This window comes from Massilia aurea (assembly GCF_040790145.1).
GTDB classification, from domain to species: Bacteria; Pseudomonadota; Gammaproteobacteria; order Burkholderiales; family Burkholderiaceae_D; genus Telluria; species Telluria aurea_C.
Genome location: NZ_JBFMMP010000003.1, coordinates 319,840 through 341,324, shown reverse-complemented (window position 1 = coordinate 341,324; position 21,485 = coordinate 319,840). Strand labels below are relative to the sequence as shown.

Sequence of the window (21,485 nt, the reverse complement as noted above, 5' to 3'; positions counted from 1 at the left end):
GATGCCTGTGTCATCAACCATTTGGCAATATCGCTGAAAACAGCATCGGAGCGAATTTCGTTGGCGTCAGCCAGCGTCGATCGTTTGAGTAACGCTGTACCCAGATGGTAATGGTGTGATGCATGAGCGTTAAAGCTCGTTTCCAAAGCGCGCAAGCTTGGCGTTGCACTGAGCTGCGCGTAGATCATGGTGATCAGGTGATGCCAGCTCTTGAAGTGCTTGCGGTATTTGTCAGCGCCATGCTGTTTGACGGCTTTGTCGAAGGCGGAGCGTGGAAGCCCCTTCATTAATTGCTGGAATGTCGCTATGCTGTACATGTTGCAGGTTTGGTTTTTAAGTCGGCAAACCGAGGTTAACCCTCGTAAACCAATGCCTGCAACCCCTACTTCCTAAGTCAAGCAAATTATTCCGGACAGCAGTGCGCCTTCGCGGGGATGACGGCTTTTGAGCTAGCGAAAGAAGAATTGCGCTTAACTGAACGGCATTAGCCGCTCGGCGGGCTTTTTATTTGCGGAAACGGAACGCGGTGCACGCACGATGATGTGTAAGCTCGGCGGGAACGATCACCACCAACGCGTCGTCAGCCGCAGTCCACGGTCGCGCTTGCCGGCACTATGTCCGTACCATGTCCATCTACCGCGCTAACCGCGTCCCGGGCGGGACCTTTTTTTTCACGGTACGCCTGCTCGATCGCGGCAGCACCCTGCTGACCGACCACATCGCCGCATTCGGCAGCGCCATGCGGCTGGCGCGTTCGCGCCGTCCTTTCCACGTCGATGCCTGGGCCGTGCTGCCCGACCACGCGCATGCAATCTGGACCTTGCCACCGAACGACCACGATTTCGCCAGCCGCTGGCGCGCCGTGAAGATCGCGTTTTCCAAGGCCTTGCGCAAGACCGGCAGGCCGGCGGCGACGGCCTGCGCCATCTGGGAGCGCCACTACCGGCACTACCGCGTGGGTGACGATGCAGACTATGCGTTGCTGATCGACTACCTCCACAACGACGCCATGCGTCACGGCCATTGCATGCAAGCGCATGAATGGCCGTGGTCGTCCCTGCACCGGTTTATCTCAGCCGGGCATGCAGCGCCGGCGCCCGGATTGATCGTGCCGCCGTGGTTGGCGAGATAGAGCCTGCGCCCGTGATGCCTACGCCCATGAAAAAAGGCCCCGAAGGGCCTTTTTCAGTGCATACCGCGTTCGATCAGAACGAGTATTTCGCGCCGATGGTCAGTGCGTTTGGACGCACGCCGAAGTCACGGGTGCCGCCGAAACGCTCGTATTCGGCGATCACGGCCACGTCCTGGTTGATGTTGTACTGCACACCCAAGGCGCCGTAGGCGTTGTTGTCGCTGTCGCGACGGCTCAGCGACGCATTGATTGCCGACAGTTCGTTCACGTCATGCGACACGCCCAGCTTGGCGTAACCGACCAGTTTCTCGGTCAGCGGCGAGCTGAACTTGGCTGCGACGTAGGTCGAACGGCCATCGACCTGGCCGCTGGCGTCCACTGCGCCCAGGCTGTAATAGATGTCGGCGCTGCGGTAGTCGGTGTGACCGACTTCAACTGCCCAGTTCGGGGTGAACTCGTAGCCGCCGAACAGTTTAGCCGATGCCTTGATGGTGTCGATATCGGCGCGGCTTGCGCCTGGTACGCGCGATTCATAATCGGTAGCAACAGCACCGGCGCCAACGTAGGCACGCGGGGTGAATTCTTGGGCCTGGACAGCCGACACGGCGGCGGTGGTGGCGAGCAGGGCAACGATCAGCTTTTTCATCTCTAAATTCCTCTTCTTGTTCATCTGGTTCGTGATTCACAACGAATCGCGATAGGGTCAAGATAGCACTGTCGAAAGATCAAGTCCGTCGCGATTCCGTAAGAACTGTAAGCAGTTGTAACTTACTGACCCGTCAGTAAGTAATATTTATGGGTGGATAGAGGATATTGACTAGTGATTAAGCGATGTTCCTGAAAGTTAGATTGATACGCGCATGTAACGATTTTGTCATCTTATTGATGCCATGCAACCAGTATTCCTGGGTGTCACCTGCCATCAAGAGAAGACTGCCGTCGGTCAGTTCCACCCGAACAGTCTGTCTGTTGTGTTTATGCTTCAGGATAAAGGTGCGGGGGGCGCCGAAACTGAGCGATGCAATTGCCGGGCGCGGGCCCAGTTCAGGCTCGTCATCGCTGTGCATGCCCATGCTGTCGCGTTCGTTGCGGTAATAATTCAGCAGGACGCTGTTGTAAGTGTGCCCGGTCGCCATTTGTACCGCGTCGCGCAGGGTGTCGAGAAGCGGTGTGAACGGCGCCGGCTGCAGGCGCAGGCCGGAATAGGTATAGCCCTTGTCGCCGTACCAGGCGCTCAGCCGGGGTTGGAGATGGCGTTTGCCGTATACCACCACGGTTTCTTCGCGCCAGTCGGTCTGGGCCAAAAGGCGCGCCATGACTTCGGCATTGGTCCAGGGCAGTGGCAGCTGGGCCATCCAGGCCAGTTCGCCGTCCTGAAACGGCAGCGGGAGCAGACCCGTTTGCGGTGCAAATAAATCCATCGAAAACACGTACGCCGAAAGTGGTAAAGGCTACCCTGGCGCGGATTCTCGCATGCTGGGGCGCATGCTCATGCGTAGGCTTCCGCCAGACTCATGATGCGTGGTTCGATCTTGATGCCAACATTGCCGAACAAGGCGTCGACCGCTGCCAGGTTGGTGCTGCATTCGTCCGATTTCCAGCCCTTGAACAAGTCGGTGCCATCCTTCTGGAAGTGCAGGTCCAGCACCTTGCCCTTGTCGCGGTGGGTATAGTTTTGCTGCTGGACGTTCTGGAAGCCCAGCTCGGCCAGGCCGGCCAGCACGGTGTGCGGCGGATTGTCCGGATCGGTGGCCAGGAACACCCCGAAGGTCTTGCCCGGTGGCTTGGCCGCGACGTCCACTTCGTAAATCCCAGGCGCCTTGGTGACGTTTGTACTCTTCAAAAACAGCATCGCGGTTCTCCTGGAACGCTTGGTGACCCGCGAGCCAGCTCGCGGATCGTTTTTCAGTTAATCAGCCTGCAAGCATATTTCCATATGGGAACTTTGTCGACCGGAGTCTGCATTTTGTTCGGTTTATCGCATGACCAGACCGAAAACTGTGGCGGCAATCAACGCGGCGCACGCGAGCATGCCCACGATAAAGCCGATTTCGCGCCTGGCCGGATCGCGATAGTAACCGAGCGCATACAGGATCCGGCCCATGCACCACAGCAGGCCACCGGCAGCGGCCCACACGTCACCGAGGAACATGGCGCACAGCCACAGGGGCACGAGCACCAGCGGCAGCATTTCCAGTGTGTTCATCTGCACCCGGTGGGCGCGCAGGAAGCCTTCGGGCCCATCCATCGACGGGGCAGGCACCTTGAACTGGATACGGGCGCGCGCCGCATTGCCCCAGGTCCAGAAATAGACCCCAAGGACGGCCAGCGTGGTCCAGGCGGTGAAGAACATGGTGATCCTTTGTGATTGGATTGCGTGACAGGCGGTCGCGGCTCAGGCGCCGCCGTGCTTGCGCCGCGCCAGGTCGGCCGTCAATGGCACCAGCGCGCCGTACAGGCGGCCCGTGGCGTCGTCCCAGTCCAGCAAGGCCTGCTCTTGCCGCGCCACGGTGGCAACGTCGCCGCGCGCGACCGGGCCGCTGAGCGCCGCGGCCGGGCCCAGACGAAACACATTGGCCAGCGTTTCGCTGGCCAGCGGCTGCGCCAGTTCGCGCGCCACCGCTTCGGGAATGCCGGCAGCCTGATAGGCGCGCAGCGCGGCATCGAGCAACGTGGTCAGGTAGTTCGACGCGAACACGGCGGCCGCGTGATAGACCGTCTTGGCCGCGCCGTCGATCGGCACAAGGCGCGCACCGATCGCCTCGAACGCAGAATTCAAGACCGCCAGCGCCGCCGCATCGCCCTCGACGCCGCAGAAGGTGCCGGCGAACTCACGCGCGACGCGCTCGGGATCGGCGAAGCTGCGGATCGGATGCACGCTGGCGACCAGCGCGCCGCCTGCACGCACGGCCTGCAAGGCAGCCGACGCTTTCGCGCCGCTGCAGTGAAACACCACCGCGCCAGTCAGGTCGTGCGTCTGCGCCAGCAATGCGCTGACGCTCTCGATCTGGTCGTCGCTCACCGCCAGCAGCCAGACTGGCGCGGGGCGCATCAACGCGACATCCGTGCAGGCGTGGCCAGCGCCGATGACATCGACCGCCGCCTGCGCGCTGGCTTGCGAGCGCGTGAGCACGTCCTGCAGCGCGAAGGCGCCGCTCGATGCAAACAGGCGCCCCAGCACGCGGCCGACGTGGCCCGCGCCCACCAGATTCAGGGTGAGCGTTCGCGTGGACATTAGCGTGGGCGACACGTCAGAATCCGGCGCCCGGTTGGCTCAGATATTCGAGCTCTTCGGGGGTCGAAGCGCGGCCCAGGATTGGATTGCGGTGCGGGAAGCGGCCGAAGCGCGCTATTACGCCACGGTGGCGGTGCGCGTAGTCGAGCGTTTCGCCGAAGCCCGGATGGTCGGCGGCCAGCGCCGTGAACTGGTCGACCGCGAGCTGCTGCATGCCCGCGTCTTCGGCGTGCTCGAACGGCATGTAGATGAACTGGCGTTCGATCGGCGCGAGTGCCATGTGTTCGCCGGCGTCGACCATCTGGCGCGCCGCGCTCAGTGCCAGCACGTCGCCGGCGAACGATTCCGGCGTGCCGCGATGGACGTTGCGTGTGAACTGGTCAAGCACCAGGATGCGCGCCAGCACGCCGCGCGCGCCCTGCTCGTCCCACTCGCGCAGGCCGCCCGCAATCGCCTGCGCGATCGTGGCGCCGAAGCGTTCGCGGATGGCGGCGTCAAAGGCCGGGTCCTTGCGGTACCACTCGGCGCGTGCCTTGCCATGGTCAGGATGGGAAGCTGGCAGGAACCAGAAATCGAGAACTTCTTGTGCGTCCATGAATAAATCTCGTTGATATTTTGTGAAGGTATGACCGACGGCACGCCGCGCTCAGGCCGGCGGCTTCTTGCGCACCAGCTGCTTTTCAAACGCAATGTCGTTCTTGCTCACGCGTGGCTGCTCCTGCGGCCCAAGGCCCTTGACGAACGTGACAAAATCGTCGAGCTCCATCGGTGCGCACAGCGGCGGGCTGCCGGGCGCTTCGGACAAATAAAAATGGCCGTCACCTGTGCGCGCCATCGAGTACAGCGGGTTGCCGGTGCGCTGCTTGAGACGGTCGACTGCGCTGCTGGCGCGCGTGGAGCGGGAGCTGGCCATTTTAGATTGCCTCAGTGCGCAGCATGAGCCACTCGAACGCGGCGCCTTCGACGTGTGGCGTCAGGCGCGCGCGCACGGTGGCGTGGTAGTCGTTGAGCCAGGCGATTTCATCTGGCCGCAGCAGGGAAAGATCAAGGCAACGGGTGTCGATCGGGCACAGGGTCAGCGTCTCGAAAGCCAGGTACTCGCCGAATTCAGTTTTGTCAGCAGCGACGTTGAGCACCAGGTTCTCGATGCGGATGCCCCAGCGGCCAGGGCGATAGATGCCCGGCTCGATCGATGTGATCATGCCCGGCTCCATCGCGGTGTGCGGCTCCGGCGGCACGGCCGGCGAAATCGTCTGCGGGCCTTCGTGCACGTTCAGGAAGTAACCGACGCCGTGCCCGGTGCCGTGGCCGTAGTCGATGCCGGCGGCCCAGATCGGGGCGCGCGCGATCGCGTCGAGCATCGGCGCGCGGGTGCCGCGCGGGAAGTGGACGCTCGACAGGGCCATCAAGCCTTTGAGTACCAGCGTGTAGTCGCGCATCTGGTCCGCGCTCGGCGTACCGACCGGGATCACGCGCGTGATGTCGGTGGTACCGCCCAGGTACTGGCCGCCCGAGTCGATCAGCAGCAAGCCATCGCCTTCGATGGTCGCGCAGCTGGCGCCTTCAGCACGATAGTGCATGATCGCGCCATTGCTGTTGAAACCGGCGATGGTCGAGAAACTCGCGCTCACAAAATTCGGCCGGCGCGCACGTGCAGCGGTGATGCGCGTGTCGATATCGACTTCGTTGAGAGGGGCACGATTCGCGTCCGCCAGCAGCGGTTCGAGCGCGGCGAAGAATTCGCACAGCGCCGCGCCATCCTGCTCCATCGCGGCGCGCACATTGACCGCTTCGCTGTCCAACTTGCGCGACTTGGCGAAGGTGGTCGGATTGATCGCCTCGACCACGTTCACGCCGGCGGCCACGCTCGCGCGCATGCCGGCCGTGACACGGCGCGGATCGAGCAGCAGCGTCGCGCCTTCCGGCAACGCTTCAAGCGCATGCACGGCGTTGGCGTACGGCGCCAGGTGCACGTCGTCGGCTTCCAGGCGCGCCCGGACCTCAGGCGGCACCTTGCCTTCGCCGACGAACAGCGTGGCGTCGCCGCGGCCGATCAGCGCGTGGGCCAGGAACACGGGATTGAAACTGACGTCCGCGCCGCGCAGGTTGAACAGGTAGGCGATATCGTCGAGCGTCGACAAAAAGTGGAAACCGGCGCCGTGCGCTTCCATCGCGGCGCGCGTGGCGTGCAGCTTGTCGGCGCGGGTGGCGGTGGCAAATGGCGGCAGGTGCTCGAACACGGCGTCGGTCGGCAGCGCCGGGCGCCCGGTCCACACATCGTCGAGCAGGTCGATATCGGTGCGCAGCACAACACCCTTGGCGCCGAGAGCATCAGCCAACAGGCGCGCCCCGGCCAGGCCCAGGACGCGCGCATCGACGGCAGCGCTCTGGCCGGCGGCCAGGTTGGCGGCCAGCCAGTCCACGTGCAGCTGGCTGGCCGCGCCCGGGATCTTCATCAGGGCGATCCCGGTGCCGGCCAGTTCGGTTTCAGCCTGCGTGAAGTAGCGGCCATCGGTCCAGACGCCGGCGAAGTTCGCGGTGGCGATGAACGTGCCGACCGAGCCGGTGAAGCCGGACAGCCATTCGCGGCCCTTCCAGTGCCCGGGCAGGTATTCCGACAGGTGCGGGTCGCTCGACGGCACGATGACGGCGTCGATGCCGTGGCGCGCCATGGCAGCGCGCAGTTGCGCGAGCCGGCCGGCGCGGATGGTGTGGGAGTCGTTGATGGAGCGGGCTTGTTCGGTGGCTGCGGACATGGGCGAATGCGTCGGTTTGTTTTCCAAGCTGCGTATGATACGCCCCATTTCCACCGGTGGCATATGCGGCGGCGACGCCAACCGGAACGCCCCCCTGCCCCGGGATCACGCATAATGTTCCGGCATCCACCAGACATAGAAAACCATGCTCGATTTCCATCATGAGCGCGCCCGCGCGCTGCTGGCGAACGCCACACAGATCGTCAACCCGCTCGAAGTGCAGGCCGCAGTCACCAGCGTCGCCGACCAGCTCAATGCGCGCTTTGCGGCGCCGGGCGCCACCGAATTTCCGCTCGTGCTGGGCGTGATGGGCGGCGCGGTCGTGTTCACCGGCACCCTGCTGCCGCAGCTGGCCTTCCCGCTCGACTTCGACTACATCCACGTGAGCCGCTACGGCGACGACGACCGTGGCGGCGAGATTGTCTGGAAGGTGATCCCGCGCCAGAACGTGGCCGGGCGCACGATCCTGCTGGTCGACGATATCCTCGACGAAGGCGAGACGCTGGCCCATGTGAAGCAACGCCTGCTCGACATGGGCGCGGCCGAAGTGATGGTGGTGGTGTTCGCCGACAAGGACCTGGGCCGCGCCAAGCCGATCACGGCCGACCTGGTCGGATTGAGCTTGCCGAACAAGTTTGTCGTCGGCTTCGGCATGGACGTATATGGCTACTGGCGCAACCTGCCGGGCCTGTGGACCATCCGGCCAGAAGACTTGAAGCAGCAGCCCGAGGCGGCGACGCCCTGAGCGCTGATTAGAGCGCCAGCCGCGCCCGCGCCGCCATGTACTCTTGCGTGAGGCGCTCGACCAGCTCGGCCACCGTCGGCACGTCGTCCATCAGGCCGACGCCCTGCCCTGCGCCCCAGATATCGCGCCAGGCCTTGGCGCTGCCCGAACCAAAGCTCATCTTGCTCTTGTCCGACTCGGGCAGGTTGTCCGGGTCGAGGCCCGCCGCGACGATCGATTTTTTCAGGTAGTTGCCGTGCACGCCCGTAAACAGGTTCGTGTAGACCACGTCGGCCGCCGTCGATTCGACGATCGCGTCGCGGTAGGCGTCGCTGACGTTCGATTCTTTGGTCGCCAGCCAGCGCGAGCCGATGTAGGCGAAGTCGGCGCCCATCGCCTGCGCCGCCAGGATCGCGTCGCCGGTGGCGATCGAACCCGATAGCGCGATCGGCCCCTTGAACATCTTGCGGATTTCGCCCACCAGCGCGAACGGCGAGAGTGCGCCCGCATGGCCGCCAGCGCCAGCGGCCACCAGGATCAGGCCATCGACGCCCGCTTCAAGCGCTTTTTCGGCATGGCGGATCGAGACGATATCGTGCAGCACGATGCCGCCATACGAATGCACGGCGTCCATCATCTCGCGCGGCGGCGCGCGCAGCGACGAAATGATGATCGGCACCTGATGCCTGACGCAGACTTCGACGTCATGCGCCAGCCGGTCATTGGATTGGTGAACGATCTGGTTGACGGCGATCGGGCCGACCTTCTTGCCCGGGTTGGCGGCGGCGTAATCGGCCAGTTCGCGCTGCAGGTCGGTCAGCCAGGTGTCGAGCAATTCGGCCGGGCGGGCATTCAGGGCCGGGAACGAGCCGACGATGCCGGCCTTGCACTGGGCCGCCACCAGCGCGGGGCCGCTGGCGATGAACATCGGCGAAGCGATGACGGGAAGGGACAGGTTTTGCAGCGCGGCGGGCATCGTCATGGGAACTCTCGGTGATGGATAGGCTGCGGGCATTATGCCCCTAAAAAAGTACGACCGTGCTAGATTCAGGCCTCTAAATTACTTCCACGCGATCTCACCCTCGCGGCGCCGGATCTCGGCCCAGATCGCGCGTTTGTCGTCGTCCGAGGCCGTGCCCCAGGCGCAGATTTCATCGATCGTGCGCAGGCAGCCCTGGCACAGGCCTGTTTCCGGGACCATCTGGCAAATATTGATACAGGGCGACGGTATGGGGGTCAGCAGTTCGGGATCCATTGTTCGGCAGTGGTGAGAAAATTAGTGAGCAGTAAAGCGGCATTATCGCGCGGCCGGCAGTCCAGCGCCGCTTCTTGCCCGTCTTTACTATACTGGGCCAATGCAACTATGGACGAGGTGCCCATGAATCTGCGATTTATTCTCCTGGCCGGCTTGTTCGGCCTGTCCACCACGGCATCGAGCCAGATGCTCTCGCCCGACGGCTACGGCAAGATCCAGTTTGGCCAGCGGCTCGATGCCGTCGAACGCCAGCTGGGTCAGCGCGCCACGCCGCGTCCGGCCGACCCGGCCTGCTCGATGGTGGCCTTCAAACGGTATCCGCAGGTACGCTTCATGGTCGAGAACGGCGTGATCACCCGCGCGGACGCTAAAACGATCGTGCGCAACAGCGCCGGGATCACGGCACGCATGTCGGTCAAGGACGCGCTGCGCCACCGCCCGGCGCTGCAAGCCGGGCCGCACAAGTACGACAAGAACGGGCAGTACCTGACGCTGGCCAAGGGCAACGACAAGGCGCTGATCTTCGAAGCCAGCAAGGGCAAGCTGCAGCGCATGCGCGCGGGCGTGAAACCGGCGGTGGAGTATGTTGAAACTTGCGGTTAAGCGTTTGTTACAGATCAATATGATCACAAACATCAATGTTCCGTATCTAACGCTGCGAGACAGATAAGGGCCGTTCGGCAACGCGTGCAAGGTTCGTGTAAGCTCATGGGCTGAAATTGGTGCGGTGCACAAAAAAGGAAAGCCATGAAACTCAACCGACTCATGCTCGCGCAGATGCGCAGCGCTACACGAACGCTCTGGCGCTCGGGTCCGGTTACCCCTGGCGCAGCAGTACGGCAAGCCATGAGCAACGCCAACGCGTTGCACCGGGTTGCCCGACAACAGATGCGTGACTTTACGAAAACCATGGCGATGCCGGCACCGGCGCCCGCAGCCGTCGTCACCGGGGCAGGCACCGGGGCAGGCACTGAGGCAGTCACCGCCACCGCCACAACCGCCGCCGCGTCGCTGACCGGCACCTTCATCACGGGCAGCCACACGAACGGCGCCGGCACGCGCGACTATAAATTGTATGTACCAGGCAGCTACACGGGCGGCCCCGCGCCGCTGGTGGTGATGCTGCACGGCTGCGCCCAGGATCCGGACGATTTTGCCACCGGCACCGGCATGAACTTGCTGGCCGAAGAGGTCGGCTGCCTGGTCCTGTATCCGGCCCAAAGCGCGAGCGCCAATCCGTCGCGCTGCTGGAACTGGTTCAACGCCGTCGACCAGCGCCGCGACGAGGGCGAGCCGTCGCTCATCGCCGGCATGACGCAGGCGGTCATGGCCACCTACGCCGTCGATGCGAGCCAGGTGTACGTGGCCGGCCTGTCCGCCGGCGGCGCGATGGCCACCATCATGGGTACGCTGTATCCCGACCTGTATGCGGCCGTGGGCGTGCACTCCGGCCTGCCGTTTGCTTCGGCCAACGACCTGTCGTCGGCCCTGGCGGCGATGAAAGGCGATTTTCGCCGCAGCCAGCTTGAAAACAGGCCGCTGCCGATCATCGTGTTCCATGGCGACCGCGATACCACGGTGCACCCGGCCAATGGCGAAGAAGTGGTCGCGCAAGGGGCGCGCCACCTGCCGCAGCCGGGCACGACCGAACCGGGCAGCGTGCCGGACGGCTACGATTACACGCGCACGCTGTATCCGGCCACCGATGGCACGGTGCAGGCCGAACACTGGCTGGTGCATGGCGCCGGCCATGCCTGGTCGGGCGGCAATGCGCGCGGCAGCTATACCGATGGCAAGGGGCCCGACGCCAGCCGCGAAATGATGCGCTTTTTCCGTACCCGGCGCTGATTGTTCAGGGCGGCGGCGCCGGTGCCGGCTGGCCGTGCGCGGCAATGTATGCGCGCAGGCAGGCCGGACACCAGCAGCCGACGGCTTCCTGCGGCACCTCGACCGCCGGCGGCAGCGCCGTACACCAGCACGGTGCGCTGTCGCCATCGGCCATGGCGCATGTGAATCGGGCGCCGCAGCGCGTGCAGATGCTCATGGTTTCAATGGCAGGTACGATGGTTGGCGAACGGCGGGAATGGCATGGCAGGAGTAGAGTGGTGAGTGCTGCTATAAAATACAACAGAACGCCGCCCAATCCCCACAAGGTTTACGCTGTTTTTACGGCATTTGGCTGTAAAATCTCGCGACAATTATTTCGGACTCTCCATGAACGCTCAAGTGACCAGCCTGACTACCGACGACCAACCAAACGACCTCGCGGGCGTCTCCCCGGCGATCAAGGCGCAGATCCTGGCCGAAGCGCTTCCGTACATCCGTAATTTCCACGGCAAGACCATCGTCATCAAATACGGTGGCAACGCCATGACCGACGAGCGCCTCAAACACGGCTTCGCGCGCGACGTCATCCTGCTCAAGCTGGTGGGCATGAACCCGGTCGTGGTGCACGGCGGCGGGCCGCAGATCGACAATGCCCTGAAAAAAATCGGCAAGCAAGGCACGTTCGTGCAGGGCATGCGCATCACCGACGAAGAAACCATGGAAGTGGTCGAGTGGGTGCTGGGCGGCGAAGTCCAGCAAGACATCGTCATGCTGATCAACCACTACGGTGGCCAGGCCGTGGGCCTGACCGGCAAAGATGGCGGCCTGATCCGCGCACGCCGCATGGCCATGCCTGACAAGGAAAAACCAGGCGAGTTCCTCGACATCGGCTTCGTCGGCGAGATCGACGCCATCAACCCGGCCGTCGTCAAGGCCCTGCAAGACGATGCGTTCATCCCGATCATCTCGCCGATCGGCTTCGGCCAGGACGGCCAGGCCTACAACATCAACGCCGACGTCGTGGCCGGCAAGATCGCGGAAATCCTGAAGGCCGAAAAGCTGATCATGATGACCAACATCGCCGGCGTGCAAGATAAATCGGGCAATCTGGTGACCGACCTGTCAGCGCGCGAGATCGACGAGATGTTCGCCGACGGCACGATTTCGGGCGGCATGCTGCCAAAGATTTCATCAGCGCTCGACGCCGCCAAATCGGGCGTGAACACCGTCCACATCATCGATGGCCGTATCGAACACTCATTGCTGCTCGAAGTCTTGACCGAACAGGCGTTTGGCACTATGATCCGGTCTCACTAAATTTTTTGTAGCGGCAACAGTCGCTACAGAAAAAAAGAATGCCCTTTTAGCTCAGTGGTAGAGCACTCCCTTGGTAAGGGAGAGGCCACGTGTTCAATCCACGTAAAGGGCACCATCGCTTCACCCTCCCCCTGCTGTACCAATGCCTCGCACCGTGGCCACTCCCCTTCCTCGCGCACCTGTCTGGTTATTCGACCTCGACAACACCCTGCACGACGCTTCGCACGCGATTTTTCCGGCGATCAGCGCCAACATGAATACCTATATCGCGCGCGTGCTCAGCCAGAACGGCGAGGCCGCCACGCAAGCGATGATCGACGCCGCGCGCGTCGGGTACTGGAAGCGCTATGGCGCCACTTTGCTCGGCATGATGCGTCATCACCAGGTGTGCCCCACCGACTTCCTGCGCGAGACGCACGACATCGGCCCGCTGGCCGCCCTGCTGCGCTTTGAACGCGGCCTGGGCCGCCTGCTGCGCCGCCTGCCCGGCCGCAAGATCTTGCTGACCAATGCGCCCAATTCATATTCGACCGAGATCGTGCGCCGCCTGAAGCTGCACAATCACTTTTCGCACCACGTGGCGATCGAGCACATGCACGTGCACCGCCAGTTGCGCCCCAAACCATCGAAGCTGATGCTGCGCCGCCTGCTGCGCAAGCACGGCGTGGCCGCGCAGCGCTGCATCCTGGTCGAAGACACGCTGGCCAATCTGCGCACCGCGCGCCAGCTGGGCGTGCGCACCGTCTGGGTCACGCAATACCTGCGCATGAGCGATCCGATCGGCACGGCCCCCCTGCCAAGGACATTGAAATGCCCCGGCTACGTCAATGTCAAAGTAAAATCCGTGCGGCAACTTCCTGCGCGGCTATCGAGGCTGCGTCAATCGATCAATCACTCCTAGGGATCCCATGGCAAGCACGAAGCCCGGCCAGCGCAAGCTGCAAATCCTCCAGGCCCTGGCCGCAATGCTCGAGCAGCCCAAGGGCGAGAAAATCACCACTGCCGCCCTGGCGGCGCGCCTGACGGTGTCAGAAGCGGCGCTGTACCGCCACTTCGCCAGCAAGGCGCAAATGTACGAAGGACTGATCGAGTTCATCGAGACGTCGGTGTTCGGCGTGATCAACCAGATCACCGAAAAAGAAGAAGGCGGCCTGGATCAGGCGCAGGCGATTGTGGGCATGCTGCTCGGTTTCGCGGCCAATAATCCGGGCATGACGCGCGTGTTGATCGGCGACGCACTGGTGAACGAAGACGAGCGCCTGCAGCACCGCATGAACGCGTTCTACGACAAGGTCGAGCTGGCGTTCAAGGGCGCGCTGCGCGTGGCCGTCACGCAGGGCCACGGCCAGGAAGCCGACGTCGCCGCGCGCGCGAGCCTCCTGGTCAACTACGTCACCGGCCGCTGGCACCGCTTCGCCAAGACCGGCTTCAAGGCCCATCCCGTGGAAGGCACGGCGCTGCACTTGTCATTGCTCTTGGCAGCGTAAAATCGGGGGATGGATACCGGTGAAGTCTTCGCACTGCTCGACGATGCGCGCGCCACGCACGCGGCGCGTTCGCGCCTGTACAGCGGGCATGCCGGCACGCTGACGTGCACCGACGCTGACGGGTGGTTGTCGCTCCTGGCAGCCTTGCAGGACGCGCTGCGGCAAGGCTTGTATGCGGTGCCGCTGCTGGCGTATGAACTGGGCGCGCTCCTGCAGAAGCTGCCGGCGCGGCCCGTGAATGGTCCGCTGGCGCAGGTGCTGCTGTTCTCGCACTGCGACCACCTGACGGGCGAGCAGGTCGCGTCATGGCTTGCCACGCGCAGCGCGGGCGACGATATCGCCGGCGTGGCTGATATTCAAGCCAACGTCGACGAGGCGCAGTTCGTCGACGCCATCGACCGCATCCGCGCGCTGATCGAAGCGGGCGACACCTACCAGGTCAACTACACGTATCGCCTGCACTTCGACGCCTTCGGCTCGCTCTTCGCCCTGTACGCGCGCCTGCGCGCGCGCCAGCCGGTGCCGTATGGCGCGCTGGTGTCGCTGCCCGGTGGCGGCGCGCTGCTGTCGTTCTCGCCCGAGCTGTTCGTGCGTCACGACGACGGCGTGCTGCTGGCGCGGCCGATGAAGGGCACGGCGCGCGCCAGCGGCGACCCTGAACGCGATGCCGCGCTTGCGCGCGAGCTGGCGCTCGACACCAAGAACCGCGCCGAAAACCTGATGATCGTCGACCTGCTGCGCAATGACCTGGGCCGCGTGGCTGTCACGGGCAGCGTCCAGACGCCGGTGCTGTTCGACGTGCAGCGCTACGGCGCCGTGCTGCAGATGACGTCCACCGTGCAGGCGACGTTGAAGGCCGATACGACGCTGGCCGATATCTTTGACGCGCTCTACCCGTGCGGCTCGATCACGGGCGCACCGAAACGCCGCGCGATGGAAATCATCCACGAGCTCGAGCCGGCTGCGCGCGGCATCTACACCGGCGCCATTGGCTGGTTCGATCCGGCGCCGGCGGGCCGCGCATTCGGCGACTTTTGCCTGTCAGTGCCGATCCGTACACTGGCGCTGGATGCCCCGGCAAGCGGATCGATGCGCGGCGTGCGGCGTGGCGAACTGGGTGTGGGCGCAGGCATCGTCCATGATAGCGAAGCGCATGACGAATTCGCGGAGTGCCAGTTGAAAGCTGGCTTCCTGACCGGCCTGCCAAACGACTTCACGCTCTTCGAGACGCTGCGCGCATCGCGCGACCATGGCTGCCGGCACCTGGAACAGCATCTCGATCGCTTGCGCGCCTCGTGCGCCTGGTTCGGTTTTCCGTTCGAGTACGGCGCCGCGCATGCGGCGTTGAATGAAGCGTGCGTGGCGCTGCCGTCAGAACAGCTGTACCGCATGCGCCTGGCCGTGGATGCAACTGGGGCAGTGACGATCACGTCAGGCGTGCTCGCGCCGCTGCAAGAACCGGTGATGGTGGTGTTGCGCGACGAACCGATGGACAGCGGCGACGTATTCTTGCGCCACAAGACGAGCCGGCGCAGCCGCTACGACGCGGCCTGGCAAGCGGCCGAGGCGCGCGGGGCGTTCGATGCGCTGTTCTTCAACGAGCGCGGCGAATTGACGGAAGGTGGGCGCAGCAATGTGTTCGTGCGCGTGGGCGACGCCTGGGTCACGCCGCCGCTGGCCTGCGGCGTGCTGCCGGGCGTGATGCGGGGCGTGCTGCTCGCCGCTCCCGCATGGCATGCGCGCGAAGGCGTGATCACGCGCGCGATGCTCGAAGCGGCCGACGACATCGTCGTCTGCAACGCCCTGCGCGGGCCGCTGCGCGCCGTGCTGCTTCAGAAGCGGTAACCGACGCCCAGGCCAAACAGCACCGGGTCCACCTTCACGTGGCTGACATTCGCGCCGCCGACGATCACGTCGCTGCGGATGTTCACGCGCTTGATGTCGGCATTGATCGACCAGTGCTCGTCCAGGCGAAAGTCGACGCCGGCCTGCAGCGACAGGCCGACGCTGTCGTTCTCGAGGTCACCCGCGCCATTCAACAACTTCACACTCGAGATGCGCGTGTAGTTCAGGCCCACGCCAACATACGGATTGATGGTCGCGCCAGGTGCGAAATGGTACTGCGCATTCAAGGTCGGCGGCAGGTGCTTGAAGCTGCCGATGTCGGCGCCGTCCAGGGTCACCCTGTGCTTTTGCGGATAGGTCAGGATCAGTTCCGCCGCGAAGTGCGGCGTGAAGAAATAAGTGATGTCCAGCTCGGGGATGGTCTTGTTGCTGACCTTGATCGTGTCCGCCGCGCCCACACCGCCGACCGGGCTCGATTGATTGTCCGGCTCGATGTGGACGACGCGTGCGCGCAACAGCCACGGCGATTCCTGGGCCAGTGCCTGCGAGGATGCCACGGCAATCAGGGCCACCACTAAGGATTTCAACATCGTTGTCATTTTTTTCTTGCCTTTCGTTATGTCACTGCGACGAAAGTAAGCTTATTGATGTGGAACAAAAAAAACGTTGATCCACATCAAAATGACCATGTTATCCGTGTGGTTACAGCGCTTTCTCGATCTGGCCGACCAGTTGCGGGTCTTCCGGCGTGACCTTGCTCGGGAAGTACTCGAGCACCTTGCCGTCGCGCCCGATCAGGTACTTGGTGAAGTTCCACTTCGGTTCCTTGCCGGTGGCCTTGATCAGCTGGGCGTGCAGCGGGTTGGCGTCCGGGCCTTTCACCGACGTTTTCGCGAACATCGGGAACTTCACGCCGTAGGTGTTGTAGCAGAGGTCCGCGATCTCTTTCGCGTTGCCCGGCTCCTGCTGCCCGAAGTCGTTCGACGGGAAGCCCAGGATCACCAGCCCGCGGCTGCCGTATTTGGCGTAGATCTTTTCCAGGCCTTCGTACTGCTTGGTAAAGCCGCAGTAGCTGGCCGTGTTTACCACCAGGACCACCTTGCCGCTGTACTGGCAGAGGTCTTGCGGCGCTTCATCCTGCAGGCGCTTGAAGCTGTGCTTGAGCACTGCCGGGCAGGCGGCCGGGCTTTTGGTCAGGGCAGCCACAGGAGCGGCCTGCGCGCTCGCGGGCGGGATGACGCTGATGGCGGCGGTAGCGGCGAGCAGCAGGGCAAAGGACTTGATCATGGCGTGGTATTGACGAGGTGAAGGTGGCGACGATTGTAGCGCGGGCCGCATCGGCCCGCGCGACATTTCAGGCGGCATGCAGGCTGCGGTGCTCGATTTTCAGGCAGTGGTTCATCACCACATCGAGCCCGGCGGCGCGCGCCAGATCGGCCGCGGCCTGGTTTTCGATCTCGAGCTGCATCCACAGGCAACCGGCGCGCACGGCAATCGCATCGCGCGCGATCGGTCCGATATCTTCCGACTTGCGGAAACAGTCGACGATGTCGATGCGCTGACCGTCAGGCGCGAGCGAGGCTGCCGCATCCTGCAGCGTGGCGAATACCGGCTCGCCGAGGATGGTTTCGCCGACGTAGCTCGGGTTGACTGGCAGGATACGGTAGCCGTGCTGCTGCAAGTAGGCGCCCACTTCGTGGCTGACCCGCTCGGGCTTGTTCGACATGCCGACGATGGCAATGATTTTGCTGTCTTCGAGGATCTGGGCAATGGTGCGCATGGTGGCAATGGGTTCGTTGATCGTGGTGCTCAGCTTACCATCCTCAGTGGACCATCGCCGTGGATGCTTTTGGCGTCGAGTACGGCTTGCCCATGGCCAGCCCTGCCGCACGCTTGGCCAGCTCTTCGACCTCGATCCCACCGCTGTCCCGGTTGGCCAGCACCGCCACGAAGATCTTTTGCCGTGGCAGGCGCAGGGCGTAACTACTGAAACCATTGATGCCGCCGTCATGGTCGATGGCCGGCGCGCCCTGGAAGGTTCTCAAGCCCCAGCCATAGCCATAGCCGGTCGATTTTTCGGGGTTCAGTTTGTACGGAGTAAATGCCAACTTCCAGCTCGCGGGCCTGATCAGCTTGCCCGCGCCGATCGCCGCATCCCACTTGGCAAGGTCGCCAACCGTCGACACCAGCGACCCGGCCGCGTACGGCTGGCTCATGCTCAGTGGTGCGGCCGGCGCGAACGACTCACCGTGCGCGGTATAGCCTTTGGCACGCGGCGCGCCAGAGCGCTCGAAGCCTTCATAGGCCGTGTCCTTCATGCCCAGCGGCGTGAAAATGCGCTGCTCCATGAAGCGCGGGTAGGTCAAGCCCGACACATTCTCGATGATCGCCCCGAGCAGGAAGTAGCCGCTATTGCTGTAGTGAAACTTGGTGCCTGGCTCGAACTCGAGCGGTTCGTTCTTGAAGCCGTCGATCATCTGGGCCACTGTGAGGTTCTGGGTCATCCTTGCCTCATAGTCCGGCTTGCCGGTGTAGCTGACGACGCCGGACGTGTGGGTCAGCAGATGCTCGATCGTGATGACCTTGCCGCCGGTCGGATAATCGGGGAAGAAACGCGTGATCGGATCGTTCAGGGCCAGCTTGCCTTCGTCGGCCAGCATCAGGATCGCCACCGCCGTGAACTGCTTGGTGATCGAACCCAGGCGCAGCACGGTGCCGGGCGTGAGGGGTGTCTTGGCAGCGATATCGGCGGCGCCGTACGCCTTGCGCAACAGCGTCTTGCCGTTCTTGACCACGATGACCGTGACGCCGGGTTCGGTCGGCTTGAAGTGCGGCTTGAACAGCGCATCGAGTCTGGCGGTTAGCGGCTGCGCCTGGGCGGGCGCCGCCAGCGACAGCATGGAAACGGCGGTAATGATGGCGATACCGACGGTGGACAATTTCAGCATGGTCGACCAGCCTTTCTCAAGACGTTGCAATCATGCCAATGTAACCGGTCGTGTCTATTTCGACAATCAAATGCTTGAAAGTAAGGCTTACATCACCAGGCTGAAGTCCGACCGGCATACGGCATGGCCGCCGTCGCGACCGGCCGGGCTCAGGTGTAGCGCAAAGCGGCCCAGCGCAGCATGGTCGAGGTCGAAGCTGCCTTCGGTGAGCGTCAGGTTCAACGGGCCATGGAACACGAGCGAGAACTGATCCAGGCGCGGATCCGGCGTCTTCAACTTCATCACGTCCACCCGCTTGAGGGTGATCGTCACGGCGCCGGTGTCGGGATGGTTGAGCCAGAAACCCTGGCCAACCAGCGCCTCGGCGCGCGCGCGGCTCCAGCGCAGGGTATCGGGCGGCAGTTCGACCGGCACTGGCTGGTCGGTAACAGTGGCCGTGGCCATACCGGCACCGGCGAGGGCCAGCGAGCCGCCGGCCAGTTGCAACAAATGACGTCGTTTCATATTGGTTCCAGGAGAGTTGAAGCCGCCGCCGGTGCGCGCCACGCCATCAGCCGGTACAGGCCTTGGGTGTCGACCTGGCGAAAGCCGAGACGGTGGTACAGGGACAGTGCCGGGTTGGTTTCTTCGACGTGGACCGAGACGCTGCTGCCGGCCGCAGCGGCCTCATCGAGCAATGCGCGCAGCAGCGCGGTGCCGATGCCCTGCCCGCGAAACGCATCGAGCAGCGCGATATCGATCACCCGAACGTCGGCTGGCGAGCGCGCCACGTACAGGCGCCCGACCGGCACGCCGCCCTGCTCGACGATGTCGAAGCGCGCCGCGCCGTAGTGCTGCTGGTAATGGCGGTGCTGGGCGTCGAACTGCATGCGCAGGAATGCCTCGGCGGCCTGAGCATCCCAGCCGGTCATGGCGATTTCGCTGGCGCGGGTCGAGGCATACACCTGGCGCAGGAAGGCTTCGTCGCCGGCATGCATGGGGCGCAGGTGCACGGACCGGTCCATCACGAGCGCGGCGGGAACACGCCCTGCAGGGCAATACAGAAATTGAGCGTCAGGAACGGCTGCCGGTTATTGTGCGCAGCGCCTTTACCGCTCGGGGCCAGTGCCGATGTCGCGCTCGTTGCACCGCCGGCGGCATACATCGGGGCCGAGGCAGTGCTGCCAAAGCCGGACGACAGACCCGGCGCCGCGCTGCTGGCGGCCGTGCCCGAATGCATGAGCCGGTGATCGTGGCGTGGCATCTCGGACTGGCTCAGGGCCACGTTGGCCACGCCGCCTGCTTCGGCCAGGTCGCGCTGCGACAGACCCGGGCCCTGGCCCGGGTGCATCGGCATGCGCTCGCGCAGGTCGGGTAGTGCAAAGGTGGTTCGACCATCGCCGCCATATTGGGTACCCAGCAGCGAAAACAGCGCCGTGTTCTGGGAAATCGGCAGCACTTGGCCATCGCACTTGGCCCAGCCTTTGGGAGCGAATTCGGTTGTCATGATGCGGATTTCCGCAAGAAATGGGTCACTCATCGGATCGGCTCCTCAATATTGGCTCGGGAAAATGCCATACAGCGAGATAATGAAATTGACGCACAGGTAGGGCGCCATATTCTCGTGCGCGTCCGCGCCGCCGGCCTGGGCGATGGCACCGGTGGCCATTGGCCCGGGTACGCCCATCAGGCCGTAGACGTTCATGCCGCTGGTGTTGCCGGGCACGCTACCGGCGCCGGTCGCGTTGGTAGTAGCGCGATCGTGCGAGGCGGCGATGGCGTGGCTGTGCGCTGGCATCTGCGTCGTGGTCAGCGTCACGGTCTCCACCCCGCCCTGTGCGGCCAGCTCGCGGCTACTGAGGCCGGGGCCGCTGCCGAAATGGATTGGCACGCGGCCGCGCAGGTCGGGAACGGCAAACGTCTCCTGGCCGTCGCCGCCGTACGTCGTGCCGATCAGATTGAACAAGGTGTCATATTCAGCGATGGGCAACAACTGGCCCTCGCATTTTAACCAGCCTTCCGGGGCGAAGTTGCCCCCGAACATACGAATCTCACCAATATAGGGATCGGACATGATGGGTTCCGTCATTCAGGTTTGTGAAGGGAAGATGCCGCTCAGGGCAATCAAGAAATTGAGCGCCATGAAGGGCTGCATGTTCTGGTGCGGCTGGGAACCGCCGGCCTGCGTGACACTGGCACTATTCAGCGTGGTCAGGTTGCCCGGCGCCGCATACAGGTAGCGTCCCGGCGGCGCCTTCTTGCCCGGCAGGGCGTTCGCCGGCGAGGTGCTGCTTGCCACCGCCGCGCCGGTCACCATGGCATGCGCATGCGGCGGCAATTCATTCTGTGTCAGTACATGGGTTTCGCTGCCGCCGGCCAGGCCGCGCGGACTCGACGCGCCGGCGTGGACCGGCGCCCGGCCCCGCAGGTCGGGCAACGCGAACGTGGTTTGACCATTGCCGCCGTAGGTCGTGCCGAGCAAGGCGAACAAGGCCTGGTTCTGGTTGATAGGCAACAGCTGACCGTTGCAGAATGCCCAGCCCTTGGGCGGGAAGGTGAACGAGACCATGCGAATCTCGCCGATGTAGGGACTGCCCATCATGACTCCAGCGGTGAAAGTGAAAACGGTTGAACGGCAGGCGGCTCAGTTGAAGACGGCCTGGTACGACATGCCCGTCGCGTCACGGCCGATCGGGACGATGAACATTGTCAGCGCTGCCATCTGCGCGTGCGTGAAGGTGTATATGGCCTGCTCGAGCGCCGGTTGCAATGGGCCGTGCAGGATCAGCGAAAACTGGCTGTCGTGCGGGTGTTGCGCGTCGAGCGGCGTGGCTGCGGTCAGTTCGAGCGCCAGCGAGGGGCTGTCGGCCAGGGTGAAGCTGGTGCCGACCTGGGCAGAAAATGCTGCCAGTGAAAACGAAGCTGAAGAAGTCATTTGGTATGTCTCGTACGTTATGAAACATTGTAGCGAGAGTTGCCC

At 63.8% G+C, this 21,485-nt stretch carries 30 protein-coding genes and 1 tRNA gene; 9 read left to right on the top strand and 22 right to left on the bottom strand.

Features of this window, described 5'->3' with window-relative positions:
* Positions 1-317 (bottom strand): DUF4372 domain-containing protein (locus AB2N08_RS08220; RefSeq protein ID WP_367610142.1); only part of this gene is annotated, 317 nt, incomplete at its 3' end.
* Between the two features lie 308 nt (positions 318-625).
* On the opposite strand from AB2N08_RS08220, the gene AB2N08_RS08215 reads away from it, so the two are divergent.
* On the top strand, positions 626-1,132 hold the full coding sequence (locus AB2N08_RS08215; protein ID WP_367610141.1) for an REP-associated tyrosine transposase: 507 nt from the start codon (positions 626-628) through the stop codon (positions 1,130-1,132).
* A gap of 73 nt (positions 1,133-1,205) precedes the next feature.
* On the opposite strand, the gene AB2N08_RS08210 is transcribed toward AB2N08_RS08215, so the two are convergent.
* The 8 genes from AB2N08_RS08210 to AB2N08_RS08175 form a co-directional block, all read right to left on the bottom strand.
* Positions 1,206-1,778, bottom strand: coding sequence for a porin family protein (locus tag AB2N08_RS08210; protein WP_367610140.1), 573 nt, complete (start codon positions 1,776-1,778; stop codon positions 1,206-1,208).
* A gap of 178 nt (positions 1,779-1,956) precedes the next feature.
* Positions 1,957-2,553: an alpha-ketoglutarate-dependent dioxygenase AlkB family protein gene (locus AB2N08_RS08205; protein WP_367610139.1), complete on the bottom strand. Its 597-nt coding sequence runs from the start codon at positions 2,551-2,553 to the stop codon at positions 1,957-1,959.
* A 68-nt stretch (positions 2,554-2,621) separates the two neighbouring features.
* Positions 2,622-2,984, bottom strand: a complete 363-nt coding sequence (locus tag AB2N08_RS08200; RefSeq protein WP_367610138.1) for a hypothetical protein — start codon at positions 2,982-2,984, stop codon at positions 2,622-2,624.
* Positions 2,985-3,107: 123 nt separating this feature from the next.
* Positions 3,108-3,485: an MAPEG family protein gene (locus AB2N08_RS08195; protein WP_367610137.1), complete on the bottom strand. Its 378-nt coding sequence runs from the start codon at positions 3,483-3,485 to the stop codon at positions 3,108-3,110.
* A gap of 42 nt (positions 3,486-3,527) precedes the next feature.
* Positions 3,528-4,367 carry a Rossmann-like and DUF2520 domain-containing protein gene (locus tag AB2N08_RS08190; RefSeq protein ID WP_367610136.1) on the bottom strand — a complete coding sequence of 280 codons (840 nt, stop codon included), beginning with the start codon at positions 4,365-4,367 and terminating at the stop codon, positions 3,528-3,530.
* A 16-nt stretch (positions 4,368-4,383) separates the two neighbouring features.
* Positions 4,384-4,962 carry a DUF924 family protein gene (locus tag AB2N08_RS08185; RefSeq protein ID WP_367610135.1) on the bottom strand — a complete coding sequence of 193 codons (579 nt, stop codon included), beginning with the start codon at positions 4,960-4,962 and terminating at the stop codon, positions 4,384-4,386.
* A gap of 51 nt (positions 4,963-5,013) precedes the next feature.
* Positions 5,014-5,280, bottom strand: a complete 267-nt coding sequence (locus tag AB2N08_RS08180) for a hypothetical protein (protein ID WP_367610134.1) — start codon at positions 5,278-5,280, stop codon at positions 5,014-5,016.
* A 1-nt stretch (position 5,281) separates the two neighbouring features.
* A complete protein-coding gene (locus tag AB2N08_RS08175; protein ID WP_367610133.1) occupies positions 5,282-7,123 on the bottom strand; it encodes an aminopeptidase P family protein in 1,842 nt (613 codons plus the stop codon).
* A 145-nt stretch (positions 7,124-7,268) separates the two neighbouring features.
* Between AB2N08_RS08175 and AB2N08_RS08170 the strand changes: the two genes are divergently transcribed.
* Positions 7,269-7,868 carry a hypoxanthine-guanine phosphoribosyltransferase gene (locus AB2N08_RS08170; RefSeq protein WP_367610132.1) on the top strand — a complete coding sequence of 200 codons (600 nt, stop codon included), beginning with the start codon at positions 7,269-7,271 and terminating at the stop codon, positions 7,866-7,868.
* Positions 7,869-7,875: 7 nt separating this feature from the next.
* Here the strand turns inward: AB2N08_RS08170 and AB2N08_RS08165 are convergent, their stop codons facing one another.
* Together AB2N08_RS08165 and AB2N08_RS08160 are read right to left on the bottom strand one after the other, a co-directional pair.
* Entirely contained in the window at positions 7,876-8,829 is a 954-nt protein-coding gene (locus AB2N08_RS08165; RefSeq protein WP_367610131.1) for an NAD(P)H-dependent flavin oxidoreductase, read from the bottom strand.
* Positions 8,830-8,907: 78 nt separating this feature from the next.
* Entirely contained in the window at positions 8,908-9,102 is a 195-nt protein-coding gene (locus tag AB2N08_RS08160; RefSeq protein ID WP_367610130.1) for a DUF1289 domain-containing protein, read from the bottom strand.
* Between the two features lie 123 nt (positions 9,103-9,225).
* Between AB2N08_RS08160 and AB2N08_RS08155 the strand changes: the two genes are divergently transcribed.
* Positions 9,226-9,705: a hypothetical protein gene (locus AB2N08_RS08155; protein WP_367610129.1), complete on the top strand. Its 480-nt coding sequence runs from the start codon at positions 9,226-9,228 to the stop codon at positions 9,703-9,705.
* Positions 9,706-9,849: 144 nt separating this feature from the next.
* The gene (locus AB2N08_RS08150; protein WP_367610128.1) at positions 9,850-10,950 is read left to right on the top strand and encodes an extracellular catalytic domain type 1 short-chain-length polyhydroxyalkanoate depolymerase; all 1,101 of its coding nucleotides are present in this window, start codon (positions 9,850-9,852) and stop codon (positions 10,948-10,950) included.
* Positions 10,951-10,954: 4 nt separating this feature from the next.
* Here AB2N08_RS08150 and AB2N08_RS08145 read toward each other — a convergent pair whose 3' ends face one another.
* The gene (locus tag AB2N08_RS08145; RefSeq protein ID WP_367610127.1) at positions 10,955-11,146 is read right to left on the bottom strand and encodes a cysteine-rich CWC family protein; all 192 of its coding nucleotides are present in this window, start codon (positions 11,144-11,146) and stop codon (positions 10,955-10,957) included.
* Positions 11,147-11,316: 170 nt separating this feature from the next.
* Between AB2N08_RS08145 and argB the strand changes: the two genes are divergently transcribed.
* The 5 genes from argB (at position 11,317) to pabB (ending at position 15,578) form a co-directional block, all read left to right on the top strand.
* Positions 11,317-12,246, top strand: coding sequence for an acetylglutamate kinase (gene argB / locus AB2N08_RS08140; protein WP_183554827.1), 930 nt, complete (start codon positions 11,317-11,319; stop codon positions 12,244-12,246).
* 40 nt (positions 12,247-12,286) lie between these two features.
* A tRNA-Thr gene (locus tag AB2N08_RS08135) sits at positions 12,287-12,361 on the top strand.
* Between the two features lie 27 nt (positions 12,362-12,388).
* Complete coding sequence (locus AB2N08_RS08130) at positions 12,389-13,147, top strand: pyrimidine 5'-nucleotidase (RefSeq protein WP_367610126.1); 759 nt, start codon at positions 12,389-12,391, stop codon at positions 13,145-13,147.
* 7 nt (positions 13,148-13,154) lie between these two features.
* On the top strand, positions 13,155-13,733 hold the full coding sequence (slmA, locus tag AB2N08_RS08125; protein WP_367610125.1) for a nucleoid occlusion factor SlmA: 579 nt from the start codon (positions 13,155-13,157) through the stop codon (positions 13,731-13,733).
* A 9-nt stretch (positions 13,734-13,742) separates the two neighbouring features.
* The gene (gene pabB / locus AB2N08_RS08120) at positions 13,743-15,578 is read left to right on the top strand and encodes an aminodeoxychorismate synthase component I (RefSeq protein WP_367610124.1); all 1,836 of its coding nucleotides are present in this window, start codon (positions 13,743-13,745) and stop codon (positions 15,576-15,578) included.
* Here pabB and AB2N08_RS08115 read toward each other — a convergent pair.
* The 10 genes from AB2N08_RS08115 to AB2N08_RS08070 all read right to left on the bottom strand — a co-directional run bounded on the left by AB2N08_RS08115 (position 15,566) and on the right by AB2N08_RS08070 (position 21,440).
* A complete protein-coding gene (locus tag AB2N08_RS08115) occupies positions 15,566-16,168 on the bottom strand; it encodes an OmpW/AlkL family protein (RefSeq protein ID WP_370662404.1) in 603 nt (200 codons plus the stop codon). The two genes, pabB and AB2N08_RS08115, sit on opposite strands and share 13 nt — an antisense overlap.
* A 112-nt stretch (positions 16,169-16,280) precedes the next feature.
* Positions 16,281-16,865 carry a glutathione peroxidase gene (locus AB2N08_RS08110; protein ID WP_367610122.1) on the bottom strand — a complete coding sequence of 195 codons (585 nt, stop codon included), beginning with the start codon at positions 16,863-16,865 and terminating at the stop codon, positions 16,281-16,283.
* A gap of 67 nt (positions 16,866-16,932) precedes the next feature.
* Positions 16,933-17,358, bottom strand: a complete 426-nt coding sequence (locus tag AB2N08_RS08105) for a CoA-binding protein (protein ID WP_367610121.1) — start codon at positions 17,356-17,358, stop codon at positions 16,933-16,935.
* A gap of 43 nt (positions 17,359-17,401) precedes the next feature.
* On the bottom strand, positions 17,402-18,526 hold the full coding sequence (locus tag AB2N08_RS08100) for a serine hydrolase domain-containing protein (protein WP_367610120.1): 1,125 nt from the start codon (positions 18,524-18,526) through the stop codon (positions 17,402-17,404).
* 87 nt (positions 18,527-18,613) lie between these two features.
* The gene (locus tag AB2N08_RS08095; protein WP_367610119.1) at positions 18,614-19,030 is read right to left on the bottom strand and encodes a DUF6916 family protein; all 417 of its coding nucleotides are present in this window, start codon (positions 19,028-19,030) and stop codon (positions 18,614-18,616) included.
* Positions 19,027-19,518, bottom strand: coding sequence for a GNAT family N-acetyltransferase (locus AB2N08_RS08090; RefSeq protein ID WP_367610118.1), 492 nt, complete (start codon positions 19,516-19,518; stop codon positions 19,027-19,029). Before AB2N08_RS08090 ends, AB2N08_RS08095 begins: the two co-directional genes overlap by 4 nt.
* Before the next feature lie 11 nt (positions 19,519-19,529).
* On the bottom strand, positions 19,530-20,045 hold the full coding sequence (locus tag AB2N08_RS08085; protein WP_367610117.1) for a phage tail protein: 516 nt from the start codon (positions 20,043-20,045) through the stop codon (positions 19,530-19,532).
* A 12-nt stretch (positions 20,046-20,057) separates the two neighbouring features.
* The gene (locus AB2N08_RS08080) at positions 20,058-20,579 is read right to left on the bottom strand and encodes a phage tail protein (protein ID WP_367610116.1); all 522 of its coding nucleotides are present in this window, start codon (positions 20,577-20,579) and stop codon (positions 20,058-20,060) included.
* A gap of 15 nt (positions 20,580-20,594) precedes the next feature.
* Positions 20,595-21,104, bottom strand: a complete 510-nt coding sequence (locus AB2N08_RS08075; RefSeq protein ID WP_367610115.1) for a phage tail protein — start codon at positions 21,102-21,104, stop codon at positions 20,595-20,597.
* Positions 21,105-21,149: 45 nt separating this feature from the next.
* Entirely contained in the window at positions 21,150-21,440 is a 291-nt protein-coding gene (locus tag AB2N08_RS08070) for a DUF6916 family protein (RefSeq protein WP_367610114.1), read from the bottom strand.
* Between the last annotated feature and the right edge of the window lie 45 nt (positions 21,441-21,485).

Excerpts from the sequence above, each read along its gene's own strand:
- slmA (WP_367610125.1), top strand. The coding sequence starts at position 13,155 with ATGGCAAGCACGAAGCCCGGCCAGCGCAAGCTGCAAATCCTCCAGGCC.
- AB2N08_RS08175 (WP_367610133.1), bottom strand. The coding sequence starts at position 7,123 with ATGTCCGCAGCCACCGAACAAGCCCGCTCCATCAACGACTCCCACACC.
- AB2N08_RS08195 (WP_367610137.1), bottom strand. The coding sequence starts at position 3,485 with ATGTTCTTCACCGCCTGGACCACGCTGGCCGTCCTTGGGGTCTATTTC.
- AB2N08_RS08115 (WP_370662404.1), bottom strand. The coding sequence starts at position 16,168 with ATGTTGAAATCCTTAGTGGTGGCCCTGATTGCCGTGGCATCCTCGCAG.
- AB2N08_RS08185 (WP_367610135.1), bottom strand. The coding sequence starts at position 4,962 with ATGGACGCACAAGAAGTTCTCGATTTCTGGTTCCTGCCAGCTTCCCAT.
- AB2N08_RS08200 (WP_367610138.1), bottom strand. The coding sequence starts at position 2,984 with ATGCTGTTTTTGAAGAGTACAAACGTCACCAAGGCGCCTGGGATTTAC.
- AB2N08_RS08100 (WP_367610120.1), bottom strand. The coding sequence starts at position 18,526 with ATGCTGAAATTGTCCACCGTCGGTATCGCCATCATTACCGCCGTTTCC.
- AB2N08_RS08180 (WP_367610134.1), bottom strand. The coding sequence starts at position 5,280 with ATGGCCAGCTCCCGCTCCACGCGCGCCAGCAGCGCAGTCGACCGTCTC.
- AB2N08_RS08080 (WP_367610116.1), bottom strand. The coding sequence starts at position 20,579 with ATGTCCGATCCCTATATTGGTGAGATTCGTATGTTCGGGGGCAACTTC.
- AB2N08_RS08095 (WP_367610119.1), bottom strand. The coding sequence starts at position 19,030 with ATGAAACGACGTCATTTGTTGCAACTGGCCGGCGGCTCGCTGGCCCTC.
- AB2N08_RS08130 (WP_367610126.1), top strand. The coding sequence starts at position 12,389 with ATGCCTCGCACCGTGGCCACTCCCCTTCCTCGCGCACCTGTCTGGTTA.
- AB2N08_RS08145 (WP_367610127.1), bottom strand. The coding sequence starts at position 11,146 with ATGAGCATCTGCACGCGCTGCGGCGCCCGATTCACATGCGCCATGGCC.
- AB2N08_RS08110 (WP_367610122.1), bottom strand. The coding sequence starts at position 16,865 with ATGATCAAGTCCTTTGCCCTGCTGCTCGCCGCTACCGCCGCCATCAGC.
- AB2N08_RS08155 (WP_367610129.1), top strand. The coding sequence starts at position 9,226 with ATGAATCTGCGATTTATTCTCCTGGCCGGCTTGTTCGGCCTGTCCACC.
- AB2N08_RS08070 (WP_367610114.1), bottom strand. The coding sequence starts at position 21,440 with ATGACTTCTTCAGCTTCGTTTTCACTGGCAGCATTTTCTGCCCAGGTC.
- AB2N08_RS08075 (WP_367610115.1), bottom strand. The coding sequence starts at position 21,104 with ATGGGCAGTCCCTACATCGGCGAGATTCGCATGGTCTCGTTCACCTTC.
- AB2N08_RS08210 (WP_367610140.1), bottom strand. The coding sequence starts at position 1,778 with ATGAAAAAGCTGATCGTTGCCCTGCTCGCCACCACCGCCGCCGTGTCG.
- AB2N08_RS08215 (WP_367610141.1), top strand. The coding sequence starts at position 626 with ATGTCCATCTACCGCGCTAACCGCGTCCCGGGCGGGACCTTTTTTTTC.
- AB2N08_RS08165 (WP_367610131.1), bottom strand. The coding sequence starts at position 8,829 with ATGACGATGCCCGCCGCGCTGCAAAACCTGTCCCTTCCCGTCATCGCT.
- AB2N08_RS08205 (WP_367610139.1), bottom strand. The coding sequence starts at position 2,553 with ATGGATTTATTTGCACCGCAAACGGGTCTGCTCCCGCTGCCGTTTCAG.
- pabB (WP_367610124.1), top strand. The coding sequence starts at position 13,743 with ATGGATACCGGTGAAGTCTTCGCACTGCTCGACGATGCGCGCGCCACG.
- AB2N08_RS08170 (WP_367610132.1), top strand. The coding sequence starts at position 7,269 with ATGCTCGATTTCCATCATGAGCGCGCCCGCGCGCTGCTGGCGAACGCC.
- AB2N08_RS08160 (WP_367610130.1), bottom strand. The coding sequence starts at position 9,102 with ATGGATCCCGAACTGCTGACCCCCATACCGTCGCCCTGTATCAATATT.
- AB2N08_RS08150 (WP_367610128.1), top strand. The coding sequence starts at position 9,850 with ATGAAACTCAACCGACTCATGCTCGCGCAGATGCGCAGCGCTACACGA.
- argB (WP_183554827.1), top strand. The coding sequence starts at position 11,317 with ATGAACGCTCAAGTGACCAGCCTGACTACCGACGACCAACCAAACGAC.
- AB2N08_RS08190 (WP_367610136.1), bottom strand. The coding sequence starts at position 4,367 with ATGTCCACGCGAACGCTCACCCTGAATCTGGTGGGCGCGGGCCACGTC.
- AB2N08_RS08085 (WP_367610117.1), bottom strand. The coding sequence starts at position 20,045 with ATGAGTGACCCATTTCTTGCGGAAATCCGCATCATGACAACCGAATTC.
- AB2N08_RS08105 (WP_367610121.1), bottom strand. The coding sequence starts at position 17,358 with ATGCGCACCATTGCCCAGATCCTCGAAGACAGCAAAATCATTGCCATC.